At 72.2% G+C, this 18,542-nt stretch carries 20 protein-coding genes, 1 pseudogene and 1 riboswitch; of the genes and pseudogenes, 5 read left to right on the top strand and 16 right to left on the bottom strand.

Annotated elements, in window-relative coordinates; translation table 11 throughout:
• From PV364_RS33080 to PV364_RS33090, 3 genes and pseudogenes are all read right to left on the bottom strand, one after another.
• Positions 1-99: pseudogene (locus PV364_RS33080) on the bottom strand (electron transfer flavoprotein subunit beta); the annotation flags it as partial.
• A 200-nt stretch (positions 100-299) separates the two neighbouring features.
• Positions 300-923 (bottom strand): flavin reductase family protein, encoded by a 624-nt coding sequence (locus PV364_RS33085; RefSeq protein ID WP_319664269.1) that lies wholly within the window; start codon positions 921-923, stop codon positions 300-302.
• 195 nt (positions 924-1,118) lie between these two features.
• On the bottom strand, positions 1,119-1,532 hold the full coding sequence (locus PV364_RS33090; RefSeq protein ID WP_319664271.1) for a thioredoxin family protein: 414 nt from the start codon (positions 1,530-1,532) through the stop codon (positions 1,119-1,121).
• A gap of 87 nt (positions 1,533-1,619) precedes the next feature.
• On the opposite strand from PV364_RS33090, the gene PV364_RS33095 reads away from it, so the two are divergent.
• Both PV364_RS33095 and PV364_RS33100 read left to right on the top strand, forming a co-directional pair.
• A complete protein-coding gene (locus PV364_RS33095) occupies positions 1,620-2,036 on the top strand; it encodes a DUF4395 domain-containing protein (RefSeq protein WP_319664272.1) in 417 nt (138 codons plus the stop codon).
• A 140-nt stretch (positions 2,037-2,176) separates the two neighbouring features.
• Complete coding sequence (locus PV364_RS33100) at positions 2,177-2,917, top strand: lysophospholipid acyltransferase family protein (RefSeq protein WP_319664273.1); 741 nt, start codon at positions 2,177-2,179, stop codon at positions 2,915-2,917.
• A 36-nt stretch (positions 2,918-2,953) separates the two neighbouring features.
• Here the strand turns inward: PV364_RS33100 and PV364_RS33105 are convergent, their stop codons facing one another.
• Positions 2,954-3,553, bottom strand: a complete 600-nt coding sequence (locus PV364_RS33105) for a transglutaminase family protein (RefSeq protein WP_319664275.1) — start codon at positions 3,551-3,553, stop codon at positions 2,954-2,956.
• 85 nt (positions 3,554-3,638) lie between these two features.
• Here PV364_RS33105 and PV364_RS33110 point away from each other — a divergent pair, with 85 nt between their 5' ends.
• Entirely contained in the window at positions 3,639-4,697 is a 1,059-nt protein-coding gene (locus tag PV364_RS33110; RefSeq protein ID WP_319664276.1) for a DUF3048 domain-containing protein, read from the top strand.
• Positions 4,698-4,700: 3 nt separating this feature from the next.
• Here PV364_RS33110 and PV364_RS33115 read toward each other — a convergent pair whose 3' ends face one another.
• Complete coding sequence (locus PV364_RS33115) at positions 4,701-5,096, bottom strand: STAS domain-containing protein (protein ID WP_319664277.1); 396 nt, start codon at positions 5,094-5,096, stop codon at positions 4,701-4,703.
• A 134-nt stretch (positions 5,097-5,230) separates the two neighbouring features.
• A complete protein-coding gene (locus tag PV364_RS33120; RefSeq protein ID WP_319664279.1) occupies positions 5,231-6,397 on the bottom strand; it encodes a Xaa-Pro peptidase family protein in 1,167 nt (388 codons plus the stop codon).
• Positions 6,398-6,460: 63 nt separating this feature from the next.
• Here PV364_RS33120 and PV364_RS33125 point away from each other — a divergent pair, with 63 nt between their 5' ends.
• Both PV364_RS33125 and PV364_RS33130 read left to right on the top strand, forming a co-directional pair.
• Complete coding sequence (locus tag PV364_RS33125) at positions 6,461-7,087, top strand: hypothetical protein (protein WP_319664280.1); 627 nt, start codon at positions 6,461-6,463, stop codon at positions 7,085-7,087.
• Between the two features lie 380 nt (positions 7,088-7,467).
• On the top strand, positions 7,468-9,372 hold the full coding sequence (locus PV364_RS33130) for an AAA family ATPase (RefSeq protein ID WP_319664282.1): 1,905 nt from the start codon (positions 7,468-7,470) through the stop codon (positions 9,370-9,372).
• A 125-nt stretch (positions 9,373-9,497) separates the two neighbouring features.
• Here the strand turns inward: PV364_RS33130 and PV364_RS33135 are convergent, their stop codons facing one another.
• The 10 genes from PV364_RS33135 to ribD form a co-directional block, all read right to left on the bottom strand.
• A complete protein-coding gene (locus tag PV364_RS33135) occupies positions 9,498-10,592 on the bottom strand; it encodes a hemolysin family protein (RefSeq protein ID WP_319664284.1) in 1,095 nt (364 codons plus the stop codon).
• Positions 10,589-11,929, bottom strand: coding sequence for a hemolysin family protein (locus PV364_RS33140; RefSeq protein ID WP_319664285.1), 1,341 nt, complete (start codon positions 11,927-11,929; stop codon positions 10,589-10,591). Before PV364_RS33140 ends, PV364_RS33135 begins: the two co-directional genes overlap by 4 nt.
• Before the next feature lie 136 nt (positions 11,930-12,065).
• Positions 12,066-12,533, bottom strand: coding sequence for a PH domain-containing protein (locus tag PV364_RS33145; RefSeq protein WP_319664286.1), 468 nt, complete (start codon positions 12,531-12,533; stop codon positions 12,066-12,068).
• A gap of 35 nt (positions 12,534-12,568) precedes the next feature.
• Positions 12,569-13,423: an ATP phosphoribosyltransferase gene (gene hisG, locus PV364_RS33150; protein WP_319664287.1), complete on the bottom strand. Its 855-nt coding sequence runs from the start codon at positions 13,421-13,423 to the stop codon at positions 12,569-12,571.
• A 120-nt stretch (positions 13,424-13,543) separates the two neighbouring features.
• Positions 13,544-13,816, bottom strand: a complete 273-nt coding sequence (locus PV364_RS33155; RefSeq protein WP_319664288.1) for a phosphoribosyl-ATP diphosphatase — start codon at positions 13,814-13,816, stop codon at positions 13,544-13,546.
• Positions 13,817-13,849: 33 nt separating this feature from the next.
• On the bottom strand, positions 13,850-14,335 hold the full coding sequence (gene ribH / locus PV364_RS33160; protein ID WP_319664289.1) for a 6,7-dimethyl-8-ribityllumazine synthase: 486 nt from the start codon (positions 14,333-14,335) through the stop codon (positions 13,850-13,852).
• Between the two features lie 75 nt (positions 14,336-14,410).
• Complete coding sequence (locus PV364_RS33165) at positions 14,411-15,700, bottom strand: bifunctional 3,4-dihydroxy-2-butanone-4-phosphate synthase/GTP cyclohydrolase II (RefSeq protein WP_319664290.1); 1,290 nt, start codon at positions 15,698-15,700, stop codon at positions 14,411-14,413.
• Positions 15,697-16,353, bottom strand: a complete 657-nt coding sequence (locus tag PV364_RS33170) for a nicotinamide mononucleotide transporter family protein (RefSeq protein ID WP_319664291.1) — start codon at positions 16,351-16,353, stop codon at positions 15,697-15,699. Before PV364_RS33170 ends, PV364_RS33165 begins: the two co-directional genes overlap by 4 nt.
• On the bottom strand, positions 16,350-16,967 hold the full coding sequence (locus PV364_RS33175; RefSeq protein ID WP_319664292.1) for a riboflavin synthase: 618 nt from the start codon (positions 16,965-16,967) through the stop codon (positions 16,350-16,352). The genes PV364_RS33170 and PV364_RS33175 overlap by 4 nt, the downstream gene beginning before the upstream one ends.
• Positions 16,968-18,059 (bottom strand): bifunctional diaminohydroxyphosphoribosylaminopyrimidine deaminase/5-amino-6-(5-phosphoribosylamino)uracil reductase RibD, encoded by a 1,092-nt coding sequence (gene ribD / locus PV364_RS33180; RefSeq protein ID WP_319664293.1) that lies wholly within the window; start codon positions 18,057-18,059, stop codon positions 16,968-16,970. It lies immediately after the preceding gene.
• Between the two features lie 171 nt (positions 18,060-18,230).
• Positions 18,231-18,361, bottom strand: a riboswitch (FMN riboswitch).
• Between the last annotated feature and the right edge of the window lie 181 nt (positions 18,362-18,542).

Consider the following 18,542-nt stretch of genomic DNA (forward strand, 5'->3'; position numbering starts at 1 on the left):
GTCCACCGCATCACGATCCGTCGTCAGATCCCCCGCGAAGTGACGATCACCCGTGGCATCAGGCACGTACTTCACCGCTACAACGATCCTCAAGCTCACGCGTGCTCTCCTACTTCTGCGTCGGGTACGTCAACTGCCCAGTGAAAGGCAGCATAGGCGCCGTGGACGGCCGCTCCCCGCCGGGACGCTGCGGCGCTCCGGCAGAAATATTACTCGCCAGTACAGTCCGCTGCTTCCCCGTGCGCAAGGACGGTGAACTGTGACGTTCCCGACGTGGCCGGGCGGCTCCGCACCGGTATTCAGTGGCGCAGCGCGTTGAATCGTCCCTGGTGGTAGAGGAGTGGGCGGGCGGGGCCATCCGGGGCGCCGGCGACGGCCTGCGCGATGACGACCCGGTGGTCGCCGGCGGGTATGCGGGCCACCACGCGGGCGACGAGCCAGGCCGAGACGTCCTCCAGCAGGGGAACGCCGTAGGGACCGGGGCCCCAGGCCGTGGGCGGGGCGAAGCGGTCGGCGCCGCTGCGGGCGAAGGTTGCCGCGAGGTCCTCCTGGTGCTCGCCGAGGATGTGGATGCCGACGTACGCGACGTCGGCGACCGTCGGCCAGGTCGAACCCGTGGTGCTGATGCCGAACGACACCATCGGGGGTTCGGCGGAGACGGAGGTGAGCGAGGTGGCGGTGAAGCCGACGGGGCGCGCGCCCGGTGCGGTGATGACGGCGACGCCGGCTGCGTGGCGGCGGAAGACCGAGCGGAAGGCCGTGGTGTCGAAGGCGTCGGACACAGGCGCCGCGGAGGAGGCGGACGGCGGGAATCCCGCATCGGCGGCGGATCCGAGGAAAGCGGCGCCGGCCGGGTAGGGCGCCGCGGGCAACTGGGTGGGAGCGGGGCTCGCCGGGGTGCCGAAGTCAGGGGACATGGTCATGGAGTTGTCCTCTTGGTGCTGTCGAGCCGGAGGCCTACGGACTTCTGGACGCTCAGCGGCAATGACAGCGGGCGCTCGCGTGCCGACCGAGGTCGACGTCGAAGCGGGCGAAAAGAAGCAGGTCTCGCGACATAACGTCAGACTGACGATCAGGACGCCGCGCCGTCAAGGGCGCCTGGGCGGGCGGGACCGGCCTCATACCGCCGCGCCGAGGGCCGCGATGACGTCGGCCTTGCGGGGCTGCCCCGCCGCGCGCCGGACGATCGCGCCGTCCGCGTCGAGCACCAGGACGGTGGGGGTCTTCAGGATGCCGAGCCGCCGGACCAGGTCGAGGTGCGCCTCCGCGTCGATCTCGACGTGCGCGACGCCGTCGACCATCCGGACCACGTCCTCCAAGGTGCGGCGCGTCGCGCGGCAGGGGGCGCAGAACGCGCTGGAGAACTGGACGAGCGTGGCCCGCTCGCCGAGCTCCGCGCCGATCTCACCGGCCGTCAGCAGTTCGGCCGTGTCCTTGTCCCGCACACGTATCCTTCCGTCGCGCCGCCGGTGCACCAGTCCGAAGACCGCCGCCGCGGCGAGCACCGCGACGCATACCGCCACTCCGGTCATGTCCGCCCTCCCGGCGATTGCAGCGTTCACAGGACTGCCATCATTCCCGGGGTTCCGACCGGGCCGGCGTCCGGAATCATGACTGCCATGAGCACTCACGCCATTGATGCCCGAGGACCGCGCTTCGCCGCAAGCCTGACGACGGTCGTGCTGGCCGTCGTCCTCATCACCGGCAGCGGCTGGCTGCTCGCCGTCCAGGCGCTCGTATTCGCGGTGGGCGCCGCGGTGGGGGTGCAGCACTCACCCTATGGGCTGCTGTTCCGCACGGTGGTGCGCCCCCGGCTGGGCCCTCCGACCGAAACCGAGGACCCGGCGCCCCCGCGCTTCGCGCAGGCAGTGGGGCTGGTGTTCGCGCTGATCGGGCTGGTCGGCTGGTTCGCGGGCCCGCAGTGGCTGGGGCTGGCGGCGACCGGCTGCGCGCTGGCGGCGGCGTTCCTCAACGCGGTGTTCGCCTACTGCCTCGGCTGCGAAATGTACCTGCTGATGCGTCGTACGACCGGGTGACGTGATGAGAATCTCGCCCGGGGACGGGCACGCGGGATGACACGGCACCCGTTTACGGTGCACGATCAGCCCGCGGTCGCAAACCTACGGCCGCGTAACTTCCACCGGGGGCCAGCCCCTACGAAGAAGGGGCCCCACGCATGGCCGAACTCGTCTACCCACCCGTCATCGGCTTCGCCCGCACGATGTTCCGGGTGCAGGGTCTGCGCTTCGACATCTCCGGCACGGAGCACGTGCCGCGGAGCGGCGGCGCGCTGCTCGTCAGCAACCACATCGGCTACCTGGACTTCGTCTTCGCGGGTCTCACGGTGCTCCCGGCCAAGCGCCTGGTGCGCTTCATGGCCAAGGAGTCGGTGTTCCGGCACAAGGTGTCCGGGCCGCTGATGCGGGCGATGAAGCACATCCCGGTGGACCGCTCGGAGGGCATGCACGCGTACAAGCACGCCCTGTCCGCGCTGCGCTCCGGTGAGATCATCGGCGTCTTCCCCGAAGCCACGATCTCGCAGTCCTTCACGCTCAAGTCCTTCAAGTCCGGTGCGGCGCGCCTGGCGATGGAGGCCGGGGTGCCGCTGCTGCCGGTCGCCCTGTGGGGCACCCAGCGCATGTGGACCAAGGGGCAGCCGCGCCAGCTCGGCCGCAACCGCTTCCCGATCTCGATCCGCGTCGGCGAGCAGATGCAGGCCGGCGAGAACGAGAAGCCGGGAGCGCTGACCCGCCGTCTGCGCCTGCGCGTACAGGAGTTGCTGGAGGACGCGCAGCGCGCGTACACCGGCCGCCCGTCCGGTCCGGACGACCACTGGTGGCTGCCCGCGCATCTCGGCGGCTCGGCACCCACCCCGGAGGACGTCGCCGCCCAGGAGCGGTCCGCCACGGACAGCTGACGGCACGCGCCCGCGTGTCGGCGTCCCGACATCCGCTCACAGTTCGGTGGGCAGCAGCTGCCACAGGTGGGCCCGGTCGGCCGCGGTCCGCAGGGCACGGAGCACGGCCCGCGGCGGCCCGGGGTAGAGGCCCGGGTAGTCGCACTCGCCCCGTTCCGGCCGCGGCACCCAGGCGAGCCGTTCCTCCCGGAGCGAGAAACGGGCGTCGACCCCGGGCTTGTTGCCGCGCGGGTCCTGTCGGGCCCAGCGGTCATGGCCGGCGAGCCGGAGCGCGATGAGGCCGTGCACGAGCGGGTTGCTCCCGTCGTCGTCGGTGAGCCGCTGGTAGCACAGGCCCGCCGGGATGCCCTCGGCCCGCAGCAGCGCGACGAGGGCATGGGACTTGGCGTGGCAGATGCCGGTGCGCCGGTCCAGGACGTCGGACGCGCGCCAAGTGACGCGCGGGTCCCCGGAGTCGGCGGAGTGCGGGATGGTGTCCCGCACGAAGACGTAGGCGGCCCGGGCATAGTCATGCGGAGTCGGGGCCGCCGCTCGCAGCCGGGCGGCGGTCTCACGCACCAACGGGTGGCCGTGGTCGATCACCTCGTCAGCCGCGAGGTAATCGGCCGACGCGGCGCTCTGGGGTACCGGCTCCATGTGACGGATACTAGGAAGAAGCGAGCTACTTCCGCAATTGATTTTCCTGTAACGGTATATCTATGCAGTCCGAGAGGTGGCTGTGGTGGACCGTGGAGGAAGACGCGCCACGAACACGACCGTCGTGGCGGTGCTGGCCGCACTGGCCGTGCTGGTCGCGGGCCTGCTCTTCGCGCGCAACGGCGGCGCGGACCGCACGTCGAACGCGCCGCGCCCCAGCACGCCCCCGGCGGCCGCGCCGTCCGTGTCGCCCGCACCGTCGGCATCACCCCTGGGTGAGCGTTCACCGTTCACCGGGCTGCCCCAGGACCGGCCGCGTCCGGTGCTCGCCGTGAAGATCGACAACGTCGGCCCGGCCCGGCCGCAGACCGGGATCGACCGGGCCGACCTGGTCTACGTGGAGCAGGTCGAGGCGGGGCTCACCCGGATCCTCGCGGTGTTCTCCTCGTCCCCCTCCCATCTGCCGGACCGTGTCGGCCCGGTGCGCAGCGCCCGCGAGTCGGACCTGGAGCTGCTGCGCCAGTTCGGCCGGCCCGCGCTCGCCTTCTCGGGCGCGCAGACCAGGCTGCTGCCGGTGATCGCGGCCGCGCCCCTGTACGACGTCTCCCCCGGGCGCGCGGGCGGGGGCTACACACGGGACGGTTCCCGTCCGGCGCCGCACAATCTGTACGCCTCGCCGGCACGCCTGCTGGCCGCCGCCCCGGACGCCTCGGCGAGCCGTGACATCGGCTTCCGCTTCGGCCCCGCACCCTCCGGGGGCACCGCCGCGGCCACTCGCACCGTCCGTTTCCCGTCCGCCTCGGTCGGCCTGCGCTGGTCGGCCGAACAGCGGCGCTGGCTGGTCTCGTTCGACGGCAGGCCGGCCACCGCGACCGGCTCCGGGCGGCTCGGCGCGCCGACGGTGGTCATCCAGTACGTGACCGTGCGCGCCTCGCGGTACCACGACCGGTGGGGCAGCATCTCGCCGTACAGCGAGACCGTCGGCTCGGGCGAGGCGGAGGTGCTGCGCGACGGCGCGGCCTACCGGGCGCACTGGTCGCGCCCGGACGCGAGCAGGGGAACGCGGTTCACCACCGCGCAGGGGGCTCCGATGACCTTCGCGCCCGGCCAGGTGTGGATCGTGCTGGCGCCGCGGCCCGCGTAGGGCTCAGGCGATCGCGCCGCCGGTGGCCGCCGACGGGCCGGTGGTGCCGCGGGCGGCAAGGGCCGAGGCGAGGTCGCCGTGCACGGCGAAGACCCCGGTGGTGCGGGTCAGCCGTAACAGCCGCAGCACGGGAGGATGGTCGGCGACGAGGCCGAAACGCCCGCCGCGCTCCAGGGTGCGCCGGCGCGCGCGGATCAGCACCGACAGGCCGCTGCAGTCGAGGAAGCTGAGCCCCCGCAGGTCCACCACCACCTCGGGCTGCGGCCCGGCGCATGCCTCGTCCAGTCGTGCGCCGGCGCTCTCACCGGCATACAGATCGAGCTCCCCCGACAGCTCCATCACGGTGGTCCCGCCCACCACCCACTGCCGTACCCCGAAGTCGTGCTCGTTGTCGATCAAAGCCGGCCCCCCGACTCCCGCACCCTGCTGGGCCCCAGACGCTCCGGCGTACGCCGCGCGCATTTCAGCGCGCCGCGCACACCCCCGTGGGTCCGGAATACCCCCCAGCGGTACCCGGAGTCAACACATCGGGACTAACCCGGCAGGACGACGAGTTCGCGGGCTGTCTGGTTGAGTCGCTCCCCGCCGTCGGCGGTGCACACCGCGATGTCCTCGATGCGGGCGCCGAAGCGGCCGGGCAGGTAGATCCCGGGCTCGATGGAGAAGGCCATGCCGGGCTCCAGCGGCCGGGTGCTGCCCGCCACGATGTACGGCTCCTCGTGCGTCTCCAGGCCGATGCCGTGCCCGGTGCGGTGGATGAAGTGCTCCCCGTACCCGGCCGCGGCGATGATGTCCCGCCCCACCGCGTCCAGTTGCTCCGCCGTGACGCCCGGGCGCACGGCCAGCGTCTGGGCGTGCTGGGCGCTGAGCAGCACCTCGTACATCTCCCGGAACTCCGCGGGGGGCTCGCCCACGGAGTAGGTGCGGGTGGAGTCGGAGCAGTAGCCCTCCTGCGTGGTGCCGCCGATGTCGACCACGACGGGGTCGCCGGTGCGGATGACGCGGTCGGAGACCTCGTGGTGCGGGCTCGCCCCGTTGGGTCCGGACGCCACGATGACGAAGTCGACCGTGGTGTGGCCCGCTTCGAGCACCGCCTCGGCGATGTCGCGGGCGGCCTCCCGCTCGGTGCGCCCCGCGGTGACCCACTCGCCGATGCGCCGGTGCACCCGGTCGATGGCGGCGGCGGCCCGGCGCAGCGCGTCGATCTCGGCGGGGGTCTTGCGCATGCGCAGCTCGCGCAGCACCTCCCCGGCCAGGCTCTGCTCGGCGTCGGGCAGCGCCGCGCGCAGGGCGAGCACCTTCTCCGCCCACATGTGGTTGTCGACGGCGACACGGCCGCCGCCCCCCGTGCGGGGCAGACGGCGGGCGACGAGTGCGTACGGGTCCTCGGTCTCGGCCCAGCCGACGATCTCGACGCCGAGCCCGCCGAGCGGCGAGATCTCCGCTCCCGGCTTCTCCAGTTCGGGCACGACGAGGAAGGGCTCGCCGAGCACCGGCAGCACGAGGCAGACCAGGCGCTCGGTGAGGTGGGCGTGGTAGCCGGTCAGGTAGCGCAGATCGGGTCCGGGGGACACGAGGAGCGCGTCGAGTCCGGCGTCGGCTGCGGCCTTGCGGGCCAGATCGAGGCGTTCGGCCGGATAGAGGGCTGCCGAGGGGGCACCACGGCCGGGGGCAAGGGGGGTGTCGGTCACGACTCTCACCGTAGACGCCGCCGGCGCCCACCGCAGGCCGCCCGCGTCGACGCAGGTCGTAGGCTTGCACCGATGGACGAGCACACCGCCCCCGATCCCCTCCCGGCACTCGCCGCCCTGCTGCGCTCGCTGCCGCCCTCGTGCGGAGCGGTGCGCCTGGTCGCGGTCGACGGGCACGCCGGCGCCGGGAAGACGACCTTCGCCGGCGCGCTGGCCCGGGCACTCGGCGGGGCGCCTGTGCTGCACCTGGACGATCTGGCCACCCACGACGAGTTGTTCGCCTGGACCGGCCGGCTCCGCGAGCAGGTGCTGGAGCCGCTGAGCCGGGGCGGGACGGCACGGCCCGCGAAGTACGACTGGGTGGCCCGGTCCTTCGGCCCACTGCTGGAGGTGCCCCCGGCGCCGGTCGTCCTGATCGAGGGCGTGGGCGCGGGACGGCGGGTGGTGCGGCCGTGGCTGGCGCGCACCCTGTGGCTGGACGTTCCCCGCGACACGGCCCGGGAGCGCGGCGAACGGCGGGACGGCCCCCAGCTCGCCGCGTTCTGGACCGGTTGGATGCGCGCGCAGGACGCCCATTTCGCCGCCGACCCCACCCGACCCTTCGCCGAACTGCTGGTGCGGCAGGTGCCGAATGGGTACGAGGTACGCGAAATGCCCAACGGAACGGCCCTGGCGCACACGGTCACTCACCCAGCGTGACGACTGATTGCCGGTGTGCCCACGCCTCAGTCGGGCCCCCGGACGGGGCTCCGGGGTGGCTTGACCAAGGGGCCGTACAGGACTTACGTTCTGAATGCGCGGTCCTGTACGACCGCCCCTCGACGCGAAGCCCCCGGTTGTTCCCCCGTGACCGGGGGCTTCGTTCTGCCCTGGACGGGTGATCCGACCCCGTACGGCAGCGATTTGCTCACCCAACGTCACGGCCCGCGTGGCTCTACGGCACACCCCGCCTGCACGGGTACCATGCGATCGGGGTGCGAGGAGATGCGTTCGCGGCACGCACCCTGTATCAACTCCCGCTCCGGGTCGTGTGGTTGGGGCGGTGGGCGACACCGGGGGGAACGGTTGGTGGGGACCTGATGGATTTCGGCACGGAACATCCCGGCTCCCCTGCCGATCTCGCCTGGGTGCGGGCGGTGGACGCCTACACCATGGGCGCGTACACCCAGGCCGAGGAGGAGTTCCGGGTCGCGGTGCGGCTGGACCCCGGCATGGCCGACGCCTGGCTCGGCCTGCACGCCCTGCGCGCGGACACCGCCACCGCCCTGCTGCAGATGTACCGGCACCGCGACCGCTTCGGCGAGCAGCGGCGGGCCCGCCGCCGCTCCATGAACTCCTGGTACTGGCTGGGCTGGTGGGTGCAGCCCGTCCTGGAGACCCGTCGCGACCTGCTGCTGGCCCACGCCTCGCACTGGCTCGACGGACGCCATATCGCGGAACTGGACCGGGCGTTGGCAGAGTGCCCACCGGTCGACACCGACCCGCACGTCCGCTTCCTGCACGCCTGCCGGGCCTACCTGGTCAAGGACTGGGACCAACTCGTCCGGCACACCGAGCCGTTGCTCGGCGACCCGGTCCTCGGCATCGAGGCGGGCCTGTTCGGCGGCATGGCCCGGGTGCGTCTGGAGCTGTACGGGCAGGCCGAACCGCTGCTGGTCACCGCCCTGATGCGGTGCCGCAGCGAGCAGCCGCAGCGCAAGGAACTGCGCTACTGGCTGGCGCGCGCCTACGAGGGCACCGGCCGCACCGCGGCCGCGCTGCCGCTGTACCGGGCCGTGCACCGCGTCGACCCCGGGTTCATGGACACCTCCGCCCGCCTCACCGCCATCGACGAGTCGGACGGCCTGGGCGACGAGGCCGTCGACTACGCCTCCGTCGCCATGCCGGGCTTCGGGCAGACCGCCCCCGAGGGACTGTCGCCCGATCCCGATCCCCTGGACGTGCGCGGGGGTGCGATGGGCGTCGCGGGGGGCGGTACGGGCGGCTCCGTGCTGGACGACCCGCTCGGCGGCGCCGGCCCGATCGACGACGACATCCGGGAGAAGGCGATCCTGCCGGTCTCCCCCATCGCGCCGCAGGTGCCGGTGATCGCGCCGGACCCGGTGCTGCTCGCCCAGGCGCTGGCCGAGCTGGACCGCATGGTGGGCCTCGAACCGGTGAAGCGCCAGGTCCGCGCACTGTCGGCGCAACTGCGCATGGCCCGGCTGCGGGCCGGCCAGGGACTGCCGGTGCAGCCCCCGAAGCGGCACTTCGTCTTCTCCGGACCGTCGGGCACCGGGAAGACCACCGTCGCACGCATCCTCGGCCGGGTCTTCTACGCCCTGGGACTGCTCGGCGGCGATCATCTGGTGGAGGCCCAACGAGCCGATCTCGTCGGGGAGTTCCTCGGCCAGACAGCGGTGAAGGCCAACGAGCTGATCGATTCCGCCCTCGGCGGGGTGCTGTTCGTGGACGAGGCGTACGCCCTGTCGAACTCCGGCTACAGCAAGGGCGACGCCTACGGCGACGAGGCACTGCAGGTGCTCCTCAAGCGCGCCGAGGACAACCGCGACCGGCTCGTGGTGATCCTGGCCGGCTACCCCGAGGGCATGGACCGTCTGCTCGCGGCCAACCCCGGGCTCGGTTCGCGCTTCACCACCCGCGTCGACTTCCCGAGTTACCGCCCGCAGGAGCTCACGAGCATCGGCGAGGTCCTGGCCGCCGACAACGGCGACCGCTGGGACGAGGAGGCGCTGGAGGAACTGCTGGCGATCAGCGGCCACGTCGTCGACCAGGGCTGGATCGACGAACTCGGCAACGGGCGCTTCCTGCGCACGCTCTACGAGAAGAGCTGCGCCTACCGGGATCTGCGGCTGTCCGGCTACGCGGGCCCGCCGTCGCGCGACGACTTGTCGACATTGCGGCTGCCCGATCTGATGCAGGCGTACGGCGAGGTCCTGTCGGGCCGCGGTCCCGGGCTGTCACCGCCGGAGCCCCTGGACTGACGGGCCGGGCGGCGCCGGGGGCCGGGGGGACCGCGAGGACCGTCGGGACCGCGCCGGCCCCGGGGCACGCTCGCGCGCCGCGCACGAAGAAGGGCCCGGGCGATCGTCGCCCGGGCCCTTCCGCGTCAGCTCGCCAGCGCCTGCGGCGCGTGAACGCTCTCCCGTTCGGGTGCCGGTTCCCGCTCGGGGGCCGTCTCCCGGTGAGCCGGGTCGCGCACCTCGCCCACCAGCATCTCCAGCACGTCCTCCAGGGCGACCAGCCCCAGCACCCGCCCGCCGGCGTCCGCGACCGCCGCGAGGTGCGACGCGGCGCGCCGCATCTGCGTCAGCGCGTCGTCCAGCGGCAGCTCGGCCCGCAGGGTGGCCATCGGCCGCCAGAGCCGGGAGGGCACCGGACGGTCGGGATCGTCCAGGTCGAGGACGTCCTTGACATGCAGGTAGCCGAGGTAGACCCCGTCCGGTCCGGCCACCGGGTAGCGGGAGTAGCCGGTACGGACGGTCAGTTCCTCGATCTCCGCGGAGGTGACCGTCGCGTCGACCGTGACCAGCTCCTCCGGCGCGAGCAGGACGTCGGTGACCGGGCGGCTGCCCAGTTCGAGCGCGTCCTCCAGGCGTTCCTGCGCGTCGTCGTCCAGGAGGCCGGCCTGCCGGGCGTCCTCGACGAGCGCGGTGAGCTCCTCGCTGGTGAAGACCGCGTCGATCTCGTCCTTGGGCTCGACCCGGAACAGCCGCAGGATGATCTTCGCGCTCCAGCCGAGCACCGCGATGACCGGCCTGAACAGCCGGGCGAAGCCGACCAGTCCGGGGCTCAGCCAGAGCGCGGTCTTCTCGGGCGCGGCCATGGCCAGGTTCTTCGGGACCATCTCGCCGATGACCAGGTGGAGGAAGACCACCACGGCCAGCGCGATGACGTAGCCCGCCGGGTGGACCAGGCCCTCCGGGAGGTGGACGGCCAGGAAGAGCGGTTCCAGCAGATGGGCCACGGTCGGCTCGGCGACCGCGCCCAGCGTCAGGGAGCACACCGTGATGCCGAACTGGGCGGCCGCCATCATCTGCGGCAGGTTCTCCAGGCCGTGCAGCACGGTTCTGGCCCGCCGGTGGGTTCCGGCCAAAGGCTCGATCTGGCTGCGCCGTACGGAGACCAGCGCGAACTCGGCGCCGACGAAGAAGCCGTTGCCCAGCACCAGCAGGGCGGCGAGGAACAGTTGCAGGAAGCTCATCGGTCCCGCTCCTGCCCCGCCTGCGGCTCGTCGAACCCGACGCGCACCAGGCGAACCCTTTCCGCACGGTGGTGCGCCACTTCGCGCACCCGCAGCTCCCAGCCGGGCAGCACTGCCGTGTCACCGGGTTCGGGGATGCGCTCCAGCAGGTCGGCGACGAGGCCGGCCACGGTCTCGTAGGGACCTTCGGGCGCCTCGAGCCCTATGCGCTCCAGCAGGTCGATGCGGCAGCCGCCGTCGGCGTCCCAGGCGGGCCTGCCGCCTTCGGCGGGGACCTGGGCCAGCTCCGGCAGGTCGGCCGAGTCGTGCTCGTCGCGGACCTCGCCGACGAGCTCCTCGACGATGTCCTCCAGGGTCACCACGCCGGCCGTGCCGCCGTACTCGTCGACCACGACGGCGATCGGCTGCTCGCGCCGCAGCCGCTCCAGCAGCGGCTGGACGGGCAGCGTCTCGGGGACGAGCAGCGGCGCCACCGTGATCCGCCCGACCGGGGTGCGGTCGCGCTCGTGGGCGGGGACGGCGAGGGCGTCCTTGAGGCTCGCCATGCCGACGATGTCGTCCAGCCGCTCCCGGTAGACCGGGAAGCGGGACAGCCCGGTGGCCCGGGTCAGGTTGAGCACGTCGGCGGCGGTGGCGGTGTCCTGCAGGGCGCTGACCCGCACGCGCGGGGTCATCACGTTCTCCGTCGTCAGGTCGCCGAGCGAGATGGTGCGGACGAACAGGTCCGCGGTGTCCTGCTCGATCACGCCGGCCTGAGCGGAGTGCCGGGCGAGCGAGACCAGCTCGGTCGGGGTGCGGGCGGAGGCGAGCTCCTCGGCCGGTTCCACGCCGAGGGCGCGCACCAGGCGGTTGGCCGCGGTGTTGAGCAGTTCGATCACCGGGCGGAAGGCGGCGGAGAAGACCCGCTGCGGTCCGGCCACGAAACGTGCCACCTGCAGCGGGCGGGAGACCGCCCAGTTCTTGGGGACCAGCTCGCCGACGACCATCTGGACGGCCGACGCGAGGATCATGCCGATGACCACGGCGATGGCGGGCGCCGCCCCGGAGGGGACGCCGGTCGCGGTGAGCGGTCCGGACAGCAGGTCGGCCAGAGCGGGCTCGGCGAGCATGCCCACGACCAGCGAGGTGATCGTGATGCCGAGCTGGGTGCCGGAGAGCTGGAAGGAGAGCTTGCGCAGCGACTCGACGACGCTGCGTGCCCGACGATCACCCGCGGCGGCCGCACGTTCGGCGGCCGGTCGCTCCACGGTCACCAGGCCGAATTCGGCGGCGACGAAGAAGCCGTTCGCGAGGATCAGGACAAAGGCCGCCCCGAGGAGCAGCAACGAGGTGTTCATGCCGCCGCTCCGGGATGTCGGTGCGGAGGGGCGGCGCAGGTACTACCGGACGGTCCGTCCATCGTGGCTTGGGTGTCACTCCTCGGGTCGTTGCGGAGGTTCCAGAGTAATGAAGAAACGGGGCGCGGCGGCAGGTCTACCGTCCCGCGATCCTGCCCGAGCCGTGGACCTCGGCGAGAGCACGCAGTCCCCGCGCGTCGCGCAGTGCGCGGGCGCGGCCGATACCGGGCTGAATGCCCATGGCGGCCAGGCTTGTTCCGTCCGCCAGGTCGAGGAAGACCCAGGGATCGCCGGGGCGCAGGTTCACCCGGATCACCTGCGCCCATTCCAGGCGGCGCCGGGTGGTGAGATTGACCACGGTGACGCCGTCCCGGTCGGCGACGACCTTGGGCCGGCTGAGCAGCACGAGGACCGCGGCGATGAGCACTCCGGTGAGGACCATCCAGAGGCGGTCCGTGGTGTGCCAGGGGCGGGCCCCGTCGGCGGGCAGCATGACGGCGATCGCGACGAAGGCCGCGAGCAGCCCGACACCGAGGGTCAGCAGCACCGCGCGGGTACGCGTGGGCCGGAAGGTGACGGGCAGCTCGGGGAGGTCCGCGGGCACGGCGGGAGCGGCGGGCGGGGTCGGATGGGCGGGGATCACAGGCGGCAGGCGTGGATGCCGGTGGTGAGGATCGCCCGGGCACCCAGGTCGTAGAGCTCGTCCATGATCCGCTGGGCGTCCTTGCTGGGGACCATGGCGCGCACGGCGACCCAGCCCTCGTGGTGCAGCGGGGAGACGGTGGGCGACTCCAGGCCGGGCGTCAGGGCGATGGCCCGCTCGACGTGCTCGACCCGGATGTCGTAGTCCATCATCACGTAGCGGCGGGCCACCAGGACGCCCTGGAGGCGGCGCAGGAACTGCCGCACCTTCGGTTCGGCGGTCTCGTCGGTCTCCCCGGTTCGGCGGATGACGACGGCCTCGGAGTCGAGGATGGGCTCGCCGATGACCTCCAGGCCCGCGTTCCGCAGCGAGGTGCCGGTCTCCACCACGTCGGCGATGACCTGCGCGACACCGAGCTGGATGGCGGTCTCGACGGCGCCGTCCAGCCGGACGACGGAGGCGTCGACCGAGTGGTCGGCCAGGTGCCGCTGGACGACCGTCGGGTAGGAGGTGGCGATCGTCAGGCCCCCGAACTCCTTCACGTCCGTCACCGTGCCCGGCACGGTGGCGTAGCGGAAGGTGGAACGGGCGAAGCCGAGCTGCAGGATCTCCTCGGCGCCTGCGGCGGAGTCCAGCAGCAGGTCACGGCCGGTGATGCCGATGTCGAGGCGGCCGGAGCCGACGTACACGGCGATGTCGCGCGGGCGCAGGTAGAAGAACTCGACGTCGTTCTCGCCGTCGACGAGGACGAGTTCCTTGGTGTCCTTGCGCTGCCGGTAGCCGGCCTCATGCAGCATCGCCGACGCAGGTCCGGACAGTGAACCCTTGTTGGGAACGGCGATGCGAAGCATGGGAGCGATCCTTTGCGGCTCGGTCGTACGGCGGGAGGGGACGTCGTGTGTCGGGCTGTCGGGCTGTCGGGCTGTCGGGCTGTCAGGAACAGCAACGGGGCGTGCGCAGGGTGGCGCTGCTCACAGATGAGCGTATACGTCGTCGAGGCCGATGCCCCGGGCGACCATCATCACCTGCAGGTGGTACAGCAGCTGGGAGATCTCCTCCGCGGTGCGGTCGGCGCCCTCGTACTCGGCGGCCATCCACACCTCGGCGGCTTCCTCCACCACCTTCTTGCCGATCGCATGCACGCCCTTGCCGACCAGTTCGGCGGTGCGGGACGTGCTGGGGTCGCCGGTGGCGGCCTTCTGCTGGAGCTCGGTGAAGAGCTCCTCGAATGTCTTCTTGGCCATGGTGGTCCCACCCTACGCGGAAGAGCCCCTACCTCACCGCCACGGCTCGGACACCGAACGCAGGATGGTCGCGGTGGCGACCGCGGCGGTGACCGCCTCGTGCCCCTTGTCCTCGTTGGAACCGGGCAGGCCCGCCCGGTCCAGCGCCTGGTCCTCGGTGTCGCACGTCAGTACGCCGAAGCCGATGGGCACTCCGGTGTCGACCGAGACCTGCGTCAGCCCCTGGGTGACGCCTTGGCAGACGTACTCGAAGTGCGGAGTGCCGCCGCGGATCACGACGCCGAGCGCGACGATCGCGTCGTAGCCGCGGTCGGCCATCGCCTTCGCGGCGACCGGCAGTTCGAAACTGCCGGGCACTCGCAGCAGGGTGGGCTCGTCGATGCCCAGGTCGCTCAGCGCGCGCACGGCGCCGTCGACCAGCCCGTCCATCACCTGCTCGTGCCACTGGGCCGCGATCACGGCCACACGCAGGTCGCCGCAGTTCTTCACGGACAGTTCGGGGGCGCCCTTACCGCTCACGTGCTTGTTCTCCTTGTTCGTCGGTGGTTCGGTGGTTCGGTGGTGCTGTGCCGGGTGTCGCTCTACGGGACCGGACTACTGGTTGTGGTAGCCGGCGCTCGGGGCCGGGTCGAGCCACGGCAGGTCGTGGCCCATCCGGTCCCGCTTGGTGCGCAGGTAGCGCAGGTTGTGCTCGCCGGCCGCGATCGGCATGGCCACCCGTTCGGTGACCTTCAGGCCATGGCGCGTCAGTGCGTCGGTCTTGTCGGGGTTGTTGGTCATCAGGCGCACGGAGACCACGCCGAGGTCGACGAGCATCGCGGCGGCGGCGCCGTAGTCGCGGGCGTCGGCGGGCAGGCCGAGCTCCAGGTTGGCGTCGAGGGTGTCGCGGCCGCGCTCCTGGAGTTCGTACGCGCGCAGCTTGGACAGCAGCCCGATGCCGCGGCCTTCGTGCCCGCGGAGGTAGACCACGACGCCGCGGCCCTCGGTCGCCACTCGTTCGAGTGAGGCCTGGAGCTGCGGGCCGCAGTCGCACCGCTGGGAGCCGAACACGTCGCCGGTCAGGCACTCGGAGTGGACACGGGCCAGCACGTCCTCCCCGTCGCCGATCTCGCCCGCCACGAGCGCGATGTGCTCGATCCCGTCGGCGGTGTCACGGTAGCCGTAGGCCCGGAAGTCACCGTGGGCGGTGGGCAGGCGGGTCTCCGCCTCGCGGCGGACGGTGGGCTCGGCGGAGCGTCGGTGGTCGATGAGATCCTCGATCGAGATGATGGCAAGACCGTGCTTGCGGGCGAACGTCATCAGGTCGGGAAGACGGGCCATGGTGCCGTCCTCGTTGGCGATCTCCACGATCGCCGCGGCGGGGCGCAGACCGGCCAGCCGGGCCAGGTCGACACCGGCCTCGGTGTGGCCGTTGCGGGTGAGCACACCGCCGGCGCGGGCGCGCAGCGGGAAGACATGGCCGGGCCGGACGAAGTCCCCGGGCACGGTGCCTCCCGTGGCGAGCAGCCGGATGGTGGTCGCCCGGTCGGCGGCCGAGATGCCGGTGGTGACGCCGTGTGCGGCGCTCGCGTCGACGGAGACGGTGAAAGCGGTCTTCATGGACTCGGTGTTGGAGGCCACCATCTGCGGCAGCTCCAGCCGGTCCAGGTCGGACTCCTCCATCGGCACGCAGATCAGACCGCGGCACTCGGACATCATGAAGGCGACGATCTCGGGCGTGGCCTTCTCGGCCGCGATGACGAGGTCGCCCTCGTTCTCGCGGTCCTCGTCGTCGACGACGACGACCGGGCGGCCCGCCGCGATGTCGGCGATGGCGCGCTCGACGGTGTCCAGGACGATCGGCTCGTCCTTCACCTCGTACAGGCCGTGCAGTGCGGTGCTCATGCTGCTGCCGCTCCTTCCAGGGCAGGCGCCTTGGGGCGCGGGACGCGGGTCTGCTGCCACCAGGCGTGCATGCCGGCGATCACCAGGACGAAGTAGAGGACGTAGACGAAGGCCGAGAACTTCAGGCCGCTGTTCCAGGCCAGCGGGACGCCGACGACGTCGACGGCGAGCCAGGCGAACCAGAACTCCACCCAGCCGCGGGCCATGGCGACCATCGCGGCGACGGTGCCGACGAAGATGTAGGCGTCGGGCCAGGGGTTCCAGGACAGCGAGGGGTAGAGGGTGAACAGCCCCACGACCCCGAGCAGTCCGACGACGGTTCCGCCGGCGAGCAGGCCGCGCTCCCGCCACGTGGCGAAGCGGATCGCGATCCCGCCGGACGCCCGGGCGCCGCGCCGCCACTGCGCCCAGCCCCACACGGCGACACCGATCACCAGGAGCTGCTTGCCGACGCCACCGGTGAGGTGGGCGGACCAGTTGGCCGCCACCAGGACGACCCCGGACAGCAGTTGGACGGGCCAGGCCCACACCGAGCGGCGCCAGCCGAACGCGAGTCCCGCCAGGCCCAGGCCGTTGCCCACCACGTCGGTCCACAGGAACTGCTGGCCGAACGCGGAGAACGCGGACCCGTTCAGGGTGTCCAGGGCGCTCATTGCCCCGCCGCCCTCGGTGCCGTGACCCGGTCTCCGTAGAGCCGCTCGACGTACTTGGCGATGACGTCGACCTCGAGGTTCACCGGGTCGCCGGACTGCTTGAAGCCCAGCGTGGTGAGACCGAGGGTGGTGGGGATGAGGCTGACCGTGAAGGAGTCGCTGCCGGCCTCGACCACCGTGAGGCTGATGCCGTCGACCGTGATGGAGCCCTTCTCGACCACGTAGCGGGACAGCTCCGCGGGCAGCGAGATCCGGACGATCTCCCAGTGCTCGGCGGGGACGCGCTCCACGATCGCGCCGGTGCCGTCCACGTGGCCCTGGACGAGGTGACCGCCGAGGCGGCCGCCGAGGGCCATGGGACGCTCCAGGTTGACCTTGCTGCCTCCGCGCAGTGCGCCGAGGCTGGACCGCTTGAGGGTCTCGGCCATGACGTCGGCGGTGAACTCCCCCTCGCCGGTCTCGACGACGGTGAGGCACACGCCGTTGACCGCGATGGAGTCACCGTGCTTGGCGCCCTCGGTGACGAGCGGGCCGCGCAGACGGAAACGGGAGGCGTCGCCCAGGTCCTCGATGGCGACGACGTCGCCCAGCTCTTCGACGATTCCGGTGAACACTCAGTTCTCCTCAATTCGGCTCGGGTATGCGGTAATACGCAGGTCGGGGCCGATGTGTTCGGTCTCGGCGACGTCGAGCCGCAACGCCTGCGAGATGGTCGTGATTCCCGCGTCGCCGAGAGCGGCCGCTCCGGCGCCGAGCAGGACGGGGGCGAGGTAGCCGACGACCTTGTCGATCGCCCCCGCGGCGAGGAAGGCGCCGGCCATCGTGGGGCCGCCCTCGAGGAGTACCGAACGGACGCCGCGGCCGTACAGCTCGCCGAGCAGCGCGTGCACGGCGATGCCGTTGCCGGTGCGCGGGAGCCGCACGACGTCGACGCCGGGCAGGTGGTCGGTGTCGGCGTCCTCGGCGACGGCGATCAGGGTGGGCGCGGCGTCGTCCAGGACGCGGGCGCCGGGCCGGATCTTGGCGTTGGTGTCGACCACGACGCGCAGCGGCTGCGTGAAGGAGCCCGCGACGCCGCGTACGGCCAGATGGGGGTCGTCGGCGCGCAGGGTGCCGGAACCGACGACGACGGCGTCGGCCTCGGCGCGCAGCCGGTGGACGTCGGCACGGGAGGCCGCGGAGGTGATCCAGCGGCTGGTGCCGTCGGCGGCGGCGATCCGGCCGTCGAGGGTGCTCGCGTACTTCCAGACCACGAAGGGGCGCCGTTCACGGGCGGCGGTGAGCCACACCTCGTTGCCCCGGGCGGCCTCGGCGGCCAGCAGGCCGCTCTCCACGTCGATCCCGGCGGCGGTCAGGGTGACGCCTCCCCCGGTGGCCGCGGGGGTGGGGTCGCCGACGGCGTAGACGACGCGGGAGACCCCGGCGGCGATCAGCGCCTGGGCGCAGGGGCCGGTACGGCCGGTGTGGTTGCACGGTTCCAGGGTGACGACGGCGGTGCCTCCGCGGGCGGCGTCCCCGGCCGCGCGGAGCGCGTGGACCTCCGCGTGCGGGCCTCCGGCCCGCTGGTGCCAGCCTTCTCCCACCACCTGTCCGCGGGCGTCGAGGATCACGGCGCCGACGACGGGGTTGGGGCTGGTGGAGCCCAGACCGCGGGCGGCGAGCTCCACGGCCCGGCGCATCGCGTCGACTTCACCTGGTGTGGCCACCGGGTCCTCCTGCCTCTTCGGGCACGGACTCCGGGGCTGCGCGGGAATCAGAGCGGACGTACGGATCCGGGAGACGCCGGAGTCGGAGGGGTGGCCGCGCCAGTCCGTATCGTCGTATCCGGGGATACGCACTCGCGCTGCCGCCGACGGCGGCGTACCGGTTCCTGCCCGCCGCGCACTGCCTCCCATCCGGACTTTAACCGTCGGTCCAGGAATCTCACCTGGTCAACCGGCCGCTGGATGCGGACGGGTCGCGGACTGTAACCGCCGGTTCGGAGTTTCACCGACCCCGGAGTGCGCTGAACGTCACTGGTACTGCACTCAGTCTGCCACGAACGATCGATGCGTATGCAATAGGTTTCCTGTGGGGTCTCTCACAGGCGAGTGCTCCGCACCCATTGACGCCACTGGTCTAGTCCTCTTAGTCTGCCGCCAACGCCCTTGCCCGGCAGGCTCTTCCGGAGGTCCGACGTGCCCCCACGC

The organism is Streptomyces sp. MI02-7b, from assembly GCF_033793585.1.
Taxonomy (GTDB): Bacteria; Actinomycetota; Actinomycetes; order Streptomycetales; family Streptomycetaceae; genus Actinacidiphila.

Bases quoted from the DNA above. Each gene is read 5' to 3' on its own strand.
- PV364_RS33095 (WP_319664272.1), top strand. From the start codon at position 1,620: ATGAGCACTCACGCCATTGATGCCCGAGGACCGCGCTTCGCCGCAAGC.
- PV364_RS33130 (WP_319664282.1), top strand. From the start codon at position 7,468: ATGGATTTCGGCACGGAACATCCCGGCTCCCCTGCCGATCTCGCCTGG.
- PV364_RS33170 (WP_319664291.1), bottom strand. From the start codon at position 16,353: ATGAGCGCCCTGGACACCCTGAACGGGTCCGCGTTCTCCGCGTTCGGC.
- PV364_RS33105 (WP_319664275.1), bottom strand. From the start codon at position 3,553: ATGGAGCCGGTACCCCAGAGCGCCGCGTCGGCCGATTACCTCGCGGCT.
- PV364_RS33140 (WP_319664285.1), bottom strand. From the start codon at position 11,929: ATGAACACCTCGTTGCTGCTCCTCGGGGCGGCCTTTGTCCTGATCCTC.
- PV364_RS33165 (WP_319664290.1), bottom strand. From the start codon at position 15,700: ATGAGCACCGCACTGCACGGCCTGTACGAGGTGAAGGACGAGCCGATC.
- PV364_RS33090 (WP_319664271.1), bottom strand. From the start codon at position 1,532: ATGACCGGAGTGGCGGTATGCGTCGCGGTGCTCGCCGCGGCGGCGGTC.
- PV364_RS33155 (WP_319664288.1), bottom strand. From the start codon at position 13,816: ATGGCCAAGAAGACATTCGAGGAGCTCTTCACCGAGCTCCAGCAGAAG.
- PV364_RS33085 (WP_319664269.1), bottom strand. From the start codon at position 923: ATGACCATGTCCCCTGACTTCGGCACCCCGGCGAGCCCCGCTCCCACC.
- PV364_RS33100 (WP_319664273.1), top strand. From the start codon at position 2,177: ATGGCCGAACTCGTCTACCCACCCGTCATCGGCTTCGCCCGCACGATG.
- PV364_RS33125 (WP_319664280.1), top strand. From the start codon at position 6,461: ATGGACGAGCACACCGCCCCCGATCCCCTCCCGGCACTCGCCGCCCTG.
- hisG (WP_319664287.1), bottom strand. From the start codon at position 13,423: ATGCTTCGCATCGCCGTTCCCAACAAGGGTTCACTGTCCGGACCTGCG.
- PV364_RS33135 (WP_319664284.1), bottom strand. From the start codon at position 10,592: ATGAGCTTCCTGCAACTGTTCCTCGCCGCCCTGCTGGTGCTGGGCAAC.